This window comes from Streptomyces sp. NPDC056987, assembly GCF_042673865.1.
GTDB lineage: Bacteria > Actinomycetota > Actinomycetes > Streptomycetales > Streptomycetaceae > Streptomyces.
This window is the reverse complement of the sequence record NZ_JBHURV010000043.1, coordinates 67,547-76,860: the sequence shown is the minus strand read 5'-3', so window position 1 is coordinate 76,860 and position 9,314 is coordinate 67,547. Positions and strand designations below refer to the sequence as shown.

Annotated in this window: 6 protein-coding genes; all 6 read right to left on the bottom strand. The window is 74.1% G+C overall.

The window, feature by feature from the left end:
* Positions 1-43 precede the first annotated feature (43 nt).
* Positions 44-3,604, bottom strand: coding sequence for an FxSxx-COOH system tetratricopeptide repeat protein (fxsT, locus tag ACFTZC_RS34970; protein WP_382896835.1), 3,561 nt, complete (start codon positions 3,602-3,604; stop codon positions 44-46).
* Positions 3,601-4,896, bottom strand: coding sequence for a CHAT domain-containing protein (locus ACFTZC_RS34965; protein ID WP_382896832.1), 1,296 nt, complete (start codon positions 4,894-4,896; stop codon positions 3,601-3,603). Before ACFTZC_RS34965 ends, fxsT begins: the two co-directional genes overlap by 4 nt.
* Positions 4,886-6,859 (bottom strand): hypothetical protein, encoded by a 1,974-nt coding sequence (locus ACFTZC_RS34960; protein WP_382896829.1) that lies wholly within the window; start codon positions 6,857-6,859, stop codon positions 4,886-4,888. The genes ACFTZC_RS34965 and ACFTZC_RS34960 overlap by 11 nt, the downstream gene beginning before the upstream one ends.
* 7 nt (positions 6,860-6,866) lie before the next feature.
* On the bottom strand, positions 6,867-7,880 hold the full coding sequence (locus ACFTZC_RS34955; RefSeq protein ID WP_382896826.1) for an AAA family ATPase: 1,014 nt from the start codon (positions 7,878-7,880) through the stop codon (positions 6,867-6,869).
* Entirely contained in the window at positions 7,877-8,293 is a 417-nt protein-coding gene (locus ACFTZC_RS34950; protein WP_382896823.1) for a CU044_2847 family protein, read from the bottom strand. The genes ACFTZC_RS34955 and ACFTZC_RS34950 overlap by 4 nt, the downstream gene beginning before the upstream one ends.
* A gap of 868 nt (positions 8,294-9,161) precedes the next feature.
* A complete protein-coding gene (locus ACFTZC_RS34945) occupies positions 9,162-9,302 on the bottom strand; it encodes a hypothetical protein (protein WP_382896820.1) in 141 nt (46 codons plus the stop codon).
* Between the last annotated feature and the right edge of the window lie 12 nt (positions 9,303-9,314).

Genomic DNA, 9,314 nt, shown 5'->3' with positions numbered 1-9,314 from the left:
GCACACATGTGTGCCGGCCGGCCGACCACCGCGGCGCCCCGCCTCAGATGATCTGCGGCTCGAAGTCCCAGTGCGTACGGGCCCGGCCTCGGGCCCGTACCGTCGTCGGGTGGAGTGGGCCCAGCGTGGCCGACAGCCCGTCCAGCGCCGCCCGTTCCGCTCCCGCAGCGTCCTCGGCGCGCCCCGCCGCTCGCAGTCCGGCCGCGTACCCCACCTGGCAGACGAGGGTGAGCGGGTGGCGCGGGCCGAGAGTACGGAGCGCTCCGGCGACGGTGTCCTCGCTCAGCACGACGGCGCCCACCGTGTCCTCCGTCAGCAGCCGGGTCGCCGCCGCGTTGAGCGCGCACCCCAGCGTCCAGGGGTGGTTCTCGCCGACCGCGCTCCGCATCCCCCGGTACGCGTGCTCGATCTCCACACGGCCCGGCCCCCGCTTTCCGAGCGCCAGCAGCGTCAGCCCCCTGTTTCCGCGCACCCCGACGGTGAAGGGATGCGCGGGTCCGAGCGTCGCGGTGTAGCGCTGCTCCACCTCCGCGTGGCGGATGAGCGCGGCGGCCGGATCGCCCGTCTCACGCGCCAGCCAGGCGCAGTTCGTCGCGACCATCTGGGTGAGCGGGTCGCCGTCCCCGAGCACTCGTTCGCAGCGCTCCAGCGTCTGTGCGAACAGCGGCCCGGCCCCGGCCGGACCCGAACGGTAGACGCACAACGCGAGGTTGTGGCTCGCGTGCAGCGTCTGCGGATGGTCGGGGCCGAGCTCCTCCCGGTGGCGGCGGAAATTCTGCTCCTGAAGGGCCTGCGCCTCCCCGTAGCGGCCGAGCAGCCGCAGATCGGCGGCGTGGTTGAGCTCGGAGTGGAGACTGGAGGGGTGAGCAGGGCCCAGCACACGACGGCGGACCTCCAGGGTGCGCCGGTTCAGCTCCAGGGACTCCTCGTACCGGCCGAGGAGTTGCAGCGAGACCGCCAGGTTGTTCTGCGCGTTGAGGGTACGGACGTCCTCCGGCCCGAGGTGTTCCCGGTAGGAGGCGAGGATCCAGCGGGAGATCTCCCGCGCCTCCTCGTACCGGGCGAGGCCGCGCAGATCGGCGGCGAGTCCGCCCGACGCGCGCAGATGCTCCAGGTCCTGCGCGCCGCGCGCCTCCCGCAGGTGGTCGACGGCCGCGCGGTCGATGGCCTCCGTACCTGCGTAGTCCCCGGCGGCGCGCAGCAGGTTGGCGTAGTGGTGGCTGAGGTCCCAGATCCTCGGGTGGGCCTCGCCGAGCAGCAGCCGCCAGGTATCCAGGGTGCGCCGGCCGAGATCGATGCCCTCGCCGTACTCGCCCGAGAGATAGAGGTAGCGCAGGCAGTCGAGGACCAGGGTGTGCATTGCGGGGTCGGTGCTCTTGAGCGCGTCGGCCCACTTGAGGTGCGGGGTGATCTCCGCGTACTGGGGCCAGTGGGCGGTCCGCGCCGGGTCACCTGGGTGCGCCTCGGTGAGCGTACGGCGCGCCACCTCGATCAGCTCCGTGTGCTCCCGGCCCGACATGCCGAGGTGGACGACCTGGTGGACCATCCGGTGCAGGGAGAGGGTGCCCTCCGCGGTGCCGTCCGGTTCCTGACCGACCAGGCGTACGACCGCGTACTGCCGCAGTTTGTCGATCACCCCGTTCCAGCGGGCGGGGTCCGAGACCAGGGCGGCGAGCGGGGGCGGCAGATGCTCCGGCGGCAGGTTCCGCACGAGGTGTACGGGGACGGCGCCCGGCGCGAAGAAGGTGCACAGGCGGAGCAGGTCGACCGATTCGGGAAGGGTCTCACGGAGTCCGGCGAGCAGGATCGACCAGCCGGTCTGGAAGGCGAGCGGAAAGTCGCTGGAGACCCGGACGACGTCCTGATCCACCCCGTCCCTGAGCAGGTCGAGGTAGGCCCCGACCGACAGGTCGGAGTCGCGCAGCCAGCCTGCCGTCTGGTCGAGGAGCAGCGGCAGGTCCTCCAGGGCCGCCGCGAGCCGGTCGGCCTCGCCGTGAGTGAGGCGCGGGGCGCGGCTGCGGACGAACGCCACCGACTCGTCCCGGTCGTAGACCGGAACCTCCAGCAGCGGGCCGCCGTGCCGGCCCCACTCCAGATTGCGGGAGGTGATCAGCACATGGCCGGGTCCCGTCGGTACGAGATCGGCGATCCGGTCCGGTTCGTCGGCGCCGTCCAGGATGAGCAGCCAGCGGCTGTACGGGTCGCCGCGGCGCAGCGCGTCCCGGGCGGCGCGCAGCCGCTCGCCGTACTCCACACCGGTGGACAGGCCGAGCGCCGGGGCCAGTTCGGCAAGTCCCTGGCGGCACGGGACCCGGTCCCCGGCGGAGACCCACCACACGACGTCGTACTCCGCGCCGAAGCGGTGCGCGTACTCGGCGGCGAGCTGGGTCTTGCCGACGCCGGACATGCCGCACAGGGTGACCGTCCCGGCCGGCTCGTGGAGCGCGAGATATGCGTCGTCGAGGAGCGTGTCCCGGCCGGTGAAGCGGGTGTTGCGCCGGGGCACACCGCCCCATACGGCGGGGCTCTCGCCCGGGTAGCGGACACCACCGGACAGGACCGCGCGCTCCGAAGCCGGTTCCGGTGCGCCGGGCCCGGCGGACGCGTCGCCCGGTACCTCCGGGGCGAAGAGGGCGAGCAGCCGACGGATGGCCTCCGCCGCGGCCGACTCCGCGACGGGAACGGGGCGAAGGAGGTCCGCCGCCCGTGGCAGCGTCTCGGAGGCCGTGGTGACGGAGACCGCGCGGAGGCGTCCGGGGTGGCGGGCGAGCACGTCGCGCAGCGCGGCCTCCCACTCCGCGCCGTCGCGCGGACCGCGGCGGAAGAACGCGGGGCTCAGGACGAGCAGAACGGGTCCCCGGTCCGGCGCGAGATCCCGCAGGCACCGGTCGAGAGGGGTCTCGTCCGCCGGGTCCCAGGGGTACGGGGCCGCGCGCACCCCGTGCCGCTCCAGCGTGTCCACGATCCAGGCGGCCCAGGCGCGGTCGCCGCCCGCCCGGAGGACCGGCACGGGGCGGTCGGCGGCCCGGGGCGGTGCCGCGTCCGGGAGGCCGGCCCGGCCGCCCGCGCGGCGGCGTGCGGGCGGGCGGGCCGGCCCGGCGGCGCCGTACCCACCGATGCCGTACCCCTCAGCTCCGGGCGCACCGGCGCCGTCCGCCGGCGCGCCGGGCACGTACCCCACGACCGGTGCCGGCGCCTCCGTGCCGGGGTCCGGTTCCCGGATCCGGCAAGGCAGTTCGGCCTTGCGTACCGGCATCCCCCACTGGTTGCTGATGGTCAGCCAGAGCCCGGCCGGCCCGGTCAGGCGGCCCGCCGTCACGACGAAGCGCGCGGGCCCGTACGTACCGCCGAAGCGGTGCAGGACGACGCTCGGGTCGTCCAGCACCTCGCAGACGAAGTGGGGGGCGCCGTCGAGCCCGACGGTGAAGGTCAGTTCCTCCTCCCGGTAGGGCCAGGCGTGCTCCGTGCCGTCCAGGTCGTCCGTGCCGCCGGGGGCGAGGGGGCCCCGGAGATCGACCGTGACGAGGTAGGTGCGGCCCGCCACGGCCTCGCGCGGCCGGCTGACGACGGGCTCGATCAGCAGGGGCGGTTCCGCACCGTTCACGGCGCACCCCTCTCCGCCTCGTCGGTGGACCGGTCCGTGAGGAGAAGTGTGGTGTGGGGATGCCCGTAGTACTGGAACATGAAGCTGTGGAGCAGCCGCAGCACCCGCTTCTGGCCCTCGTGGTCGACCTCCCCGTCATCATGACGGGCCCGGGGGATGTCCGACAGGGGGCCGAAGTCGTCGACCGCGCGGGCCCGGAAGGCGCGCAGCGCGTGGCTGACGGGCTGCCGTGGGCTCGCCATCACCTCCTGGACCAGCCGGCTGATGAGGGCTCGGGCCGCCCGGTCCCCCACCTCCCCCGCGGTGACGATGATGCCCGCCGCGCCCTTGCGGAGGAACAGTTCGGCGAAGCCGCGCAGCGCCTCCTCGCCGCCGCCCGCGTTCTCCACGAAGCGCGCCGAGTGACAGGCGTTGAGGCAGACAAGCGCCTGGTCCCTGCCGAGCACGGCCATGGTGCGCTCGTCCAGCTCGGCCCAGGTCACCTCGGCGAGCGAGAGCGCGCTGACCCGCTCGTCGTAGGTGCCGTGGCAGGCCATGTAGACGAGTCCGGTGCGCTCGGTGGTGTGCCGGTCCAGCGCGTCGAGGAAGCCGCTCATCCTGAGGTGGGGCTGGTGGGAGTAGGGACGGAAGGCGGCGATGTCGTGGTGCATGTGCTTGTGGTAGTAGCCGAGGACCCGGCCCGCGCAGTCGCCGGGAGCGTGCGGCAGTTCGCGGTGGACCTCGTGGAGGGTCGTCCAGCGCGACATCACCACCAGGGCTCCGAGCAGTCCGCCCGCCAGCCCATGTGCCGGCTCGGCGGGCAGCCACAGAGTCTCCCAGGGCAGCTCGTAACCGGTGTCGTCCCAGATCAGTACGTGCAGACCGGCGCCGTGCTCGGCACGCGCCCGGTTGAGCCAGTCGGCGATCCCGCGCTGGTTGCCCGACCAACGGCGGATGGCCCGCAGCAGTTCGGACGGCGCCTCCCCGGCGCGGGCGTTGCCCAGGCCGACCGCGGCGGGGCGGAGCTGGGTGGGGCCCGTGGTGTACGGGAGCGGGGCGACGCCCTCGCAGCGCGCGCTGAACCCGAACGCCTCCCGGCCGCCCGGGTGCCGTCCCCGTACGACCCTGACCACGGCCATCCCGTCCGGTAGCCGCGCGCCCGGGTCGACCGGGGCCGCGCCGAGCCCTTCCGGTTCACCGGCCTCCGCGTGCGCGGGGACCGGCGTGATCCCGGGCCGGGCGCCGGTTCTGGTGCGCCGGGCTCCGGTGGCGCCGGAGAGCCAGCGGACAAGCCGGTGCGGTTCACCACCCACCGTCGGTCACCGCCTCCACCGGGTGCCCGTCCACCGTTGGTCCGCCGCCCACGCGCCCCTCGATGACGGTGGCGCCGAGGGCGTCCGCGAGGAGGTGGGGCAGCTCGGCGTAGGGCCGGGCCGCCGGGTCGACGACCAGGCAGTGCAGCCGCGTACGGTCCATGGCGCTGATACGTCCGGCGACGGCGAGCGCGTCGTCGACTCCCCTACCGGCGACGGGGTCCGGGCTCCGGAGGTCGCGGCGGCTGGTGTCGAGCGGCACATTGCCCCGGCCGTCGGTGACCACGACCAGCCATGCTTCCACCAGGCCGGCCCGATGGTGCTGGAAGGCGCGGCGCAGCGCCTGGCCCGCCAGTTCGAGGCCGTGGGCGAGGGGCGTGGCGCGGCCGGGCGGCCGGGTGAGCGCGGCGGTGATCCGGGGGTCGAGAAGGCTGCGGGCGGTGAACGACTCGGCGCGCAGCTCACTCGCGGCCGTCGCGCCGCCCACCTCGACCACCTGGGCGGACGCCCGGTGGATGTAGGCCCATTGGAGGAACGGTTCGAGCGCGGCGTGCCAGTTCCAGTCGGCGCGGCAGGTGTGGTCGAGGACGAGGGTGAGCATCCGTTCCGGTTCGGGGGCGCGTACGTAGCCGCGCAGATCGGCGGGGGCGACGGCCAGCCGCTCGGGACGGCCGCGCACCGCCTGGTACTTGGCCGCCTCCATCGCCGTACGGACGTAGGCGAGGTCCCGCAGGTCGCGGGAGCGGCGTACCCCGATGACCGGGCCGCGCGCGGCACCGGGCCCCGCGGTGCGCCGCCAGGGGGTACGCAGGGAGGCGAACTCGGCCAGGGGCACGGCCTCGTCCTCCGGGTACGGAGTACGGTGCGCCGTCGCGCCCGGCGCCGCGGCCGGGCCGATCCGCTCGGCGGGTTCGGGGGCGAGCACCGGCCGGCCCGGCGGGGCGGGGCGGGGTCCGTCGGGGCCGGTGTCGCCACGGCGCGGGGTGCGGCGGTCACCTGAGGTTCCCGGAGGCGGCGGGGCGGGCCCGGGGCCGGTGACTCCGGGGGCTTCAGGGGCGCGGGACGGCGGCGCCGACGGCAGCCCGATCAGCCGCGCGGCCTGTTCGGCGCGGGCGGCGGTGACTTCGGTGGCGCCGTCGAGCCTGGTCAGGGCGCGGGCGATGCGGGCGAGCGCGAGGGCGCGGCGGTGGCCGGCGTCGGGGCCGAGGAGTTCGAGGACACGGGAGGCGAGCGCGTCGGTAAGGCTGAGGGGATCAGGACGCGGATGGCCGGCGGCCGGTTCCAGCACCGTTCGCCAGGCGTCCGGGAGCGGGCCGGGCAAGCCGGGGGAGTCTCCGGACGTGCTCGGGAACGTACGGAGTCCTGCGACGGAGAGCCGGACCGGGAAGCGGTCGAGGAGGTGCGGCGAGACGCGCTCGGTGTCCTCGGTGCGGAGGGCCGCCAGCCAGCGGGCGCGCGGGCGCCACCGGTGGCGCAGCCCGGAGTGCTCGACAGTGGCCACATCGGCGCCGAGCAACTGCACGACGGCCCGCATCCCGGTTACCCCGAGCCGGGCGAGATCGGGCACGACGGCGAGCGCGGGGCCGGGGACGGGCTCGGTGAGCGGCCCCGGCGCGAGGGAGAAGGCGATGCCGTCGGGGCCGCGTCGCAGCCGGGGCCGCGTCCACAGGTCCTCGTCCCGGGTGGCCGCGCCGAGGACGGTACGGACGGTGGCCGGTCCTGGGGAACTCAGGTCGAGGAGGTGGGCGAGCAGATCCGCGACGGGGGTGACGAGTTCGGGCGCCAGGTCGAAGAGGAGCACGCCGGACAGTCCGGGTTCGACGGCGGCGCAGACGAGCGCGGTCAGCAGCCGGTGCTCCAGCCCGGCCGGATCCGTGACGGGGCCGGGGAGTAGGCCGGCGTCGGGGTCCGTATCGGGGTCGGCGGGGGAATCGGCAGGGGGTTCGGGTGCGGGCGCGGTCATGGCCGCCTCAGCCGAAGAGGTCGTCGACACAGGCGTCGTCGTCGGGCCCCCACGCGAAGCTGCCGGCGTGCGTCGATTCCGGTCTCCGGTGGCGCAGCGCGAACGGCAGCACCCGCCGTACGTGCCGGGGTTCGGTCCGGGCACCGCCCTCCAGCGCGGCGAGGGCGCGGGCGGCCTGCGCGGTGACGAGTTCGCCCCGATGCCCCACGGCGGAGAGCCGCCCCGCGCACTCGGCGCAGAGCCTGCCGACCGCGTCGGGGACCGCGACGCCGGGCAGCGCGCTCCTGGCCGCCAGCAGGGTGGCACGGCGCGCGGCGCTCTCCTCCGCGGCCTCGGCCAGCCAGCGGGACGTATCCCTGGCCAGCTCCTCCTCGAAGGTCAGCACCGTCATGATCATCCGGTGTCTGGCCTCGGTGTCCAGCTCGGCCGCGGTCACCATCAGCCCGAACCGGTCGAGGAGTTGTGGGCGCAGCCCGCCCTCCTCGGGGTTCATCGTGCCGACGAGCCCGAAGGAGAGATGGCGGGCCGCGGCGATGCCCTCACGCTGGACGGAGAGCACACCGGTGGAGACCACGTCCAGGATGATGTTGACCAGGTGGTCGTCGAGCAGGTTGACCTCGTCGACGTACAGCAGCCCCTTCTCGTGGGCCTCTTCGAGCAGCCCGGGCTGTTCCCTGGCCTCGCCGCGCATCAGCGCGTCGAGCTCCCAGCCGCCGAGGACGCGGTCGTCGGTGGCGTTGATCGGCAGGGTGACGGGCAGTTCGCCCCGGGTCATCAGCGCGAAGGCGCGGACGACGGTGGACTTGGCGGTGCCGCGCTGCCCGCTGACGAGGACGCCGCCGATGCTCGGCGCGACGAAGTTCAGCTCCAGCGCCAGCTTGAGGTCGTCCTGACCCACGACCCGGCTGTACGGAAGGATCGGGATCGGCGGCACGGGCGCGGTTCCGCAAGCCTGCGACGGCGCGACGGGGTGCTCGGAGCCGGGCACGGGCGCCGGGTCCGGCGCGGGGGTCACGGTCACCGGGCGGCCCCCGCCGCGGCACCGGCCGTCGGATCCCCGGGATCCCCCGGCTGCCAGCGGAACGTGAACTGGAGGTGCGCCTCCGCGCCCGCCGCGGCCACTGCGGGCAGGCCCCCGCCCGCGTCCAGGGTGATCGAGACCTGTAACTCGATCTCGTCGGGCCGTACGCCCTCCCCCAGGTCCCCCAGTCTGCGCATGGCCTGCGACGCACAGCGCCGCGCCAGGTCGAGCCCGTCACCGTAACGGTCCGCGGCCACCCGGAGGACGCGCCGCGCGGCGCCGTCCCGGGTCTCCTCGTCCGCGTAGACGGCGTCGAACTCACCATCCGGCCCCGCCGGTTGCCCGGCCGGGCCCACGACGACGGGAATCGGCCCGTCCTCCCCCGGTACCACAGGTCCCACGATGACGGTCATTCCCCGTATCCCCCTTGCCCCGCTGTACCTCAAGTGCGCGCGTTCGCATCGCTGTTGACGGTGTCTCCGCACTTTCCCCGGTACGGCCGGGCTCAATCGCGGGCAGCGGCCGGAGCCGTACCGGAGGCCGTAGCCGGAGTCATTGGTGCAGGGCACCCCGGCCACGCTGCGCAGCAGTCGCGTAGATCACGGTCTACGGCTGGAGCATCAGGCTGTTTGATTCGGCGCGCAATCCCGTTTCCGCGGAACGGGGCAAGGAGGGAGGGGATTTTTCCTACCTGCCCGTCAACCCTGCCTGAATGAATCCCGGGGTACGCGTCCAGCACCTTCGTCCACGTGGCACAGGCAGCTTCGTGGTGCGCTCATCCAGACACACAGTCGCCAACCGTGACCACCAACGGCGTCGGGGCAATAGTCCCAGGACCGCACCCGCTTGCGAGGGGACCTCCGCGAAATGATGGTGTGCCAGGTGCTACACCCGACGGAGACGGGAGAGCAGTCCCCGGTGGGCCCATTCTGCCCGGCGCAGCCCCATCCAGACGCAACAGGCGGCCATGCCAATCGCGAGCGAGCGCGGTCGCTCCGAGCGCGGACGGGAACGCGTTCATCATGGCAATGCCGATCACCACGGCGACGACTCCGTCGAACTGCCAGGCCACGACCAGGAGCCCGGAGAGGTCACCGAGTGGCGTGATGATCGGGAGAAGCAGTTCGAGCGGCAGATGCAGCTTCATCTCACGCAGGAACCTGGCACCGAGCACCAGCACCACCGACCCTGGGACGAGCAGCACCGCGTTCACCAGGCGTCCGCTGAGAAGCGGCCACTGGATCGTGATCGCAAGGCCGCCTCCCAGGCACGCTCCGACCGCTACGGCGACGACAGGCCAAGCCAGCGTGCGTGCGAGCGTCCCACCCCACCACTCACCGGGAACGTCGTGGGCGCGAGGAGCGTGGTGTCGCCCAGCGTGACCGTCGCGCCGTCCGCCGCGAGGACAGGAACTCCGGTCACTCCCACTCCAGA

What these genes read in the sequence shown, in the direction of transcription:
- ACFTZC_RS34960 (WP_382896829.1), bottom strand. Translation starts at nt 6,859, where the DNA reads ATGACCGCGCCCGCACCCGAACCCCCTGCCGATTCCCCCGCCGACCCC.
- ACFTZC_RS34950 (WP_382896823.1), bottom strand. Translation starts at nt 8,293, where the DNA reads ATGACCGTCATCGTGGGACCTGTGGTACCGGGGGAGGACGGGCCGATT.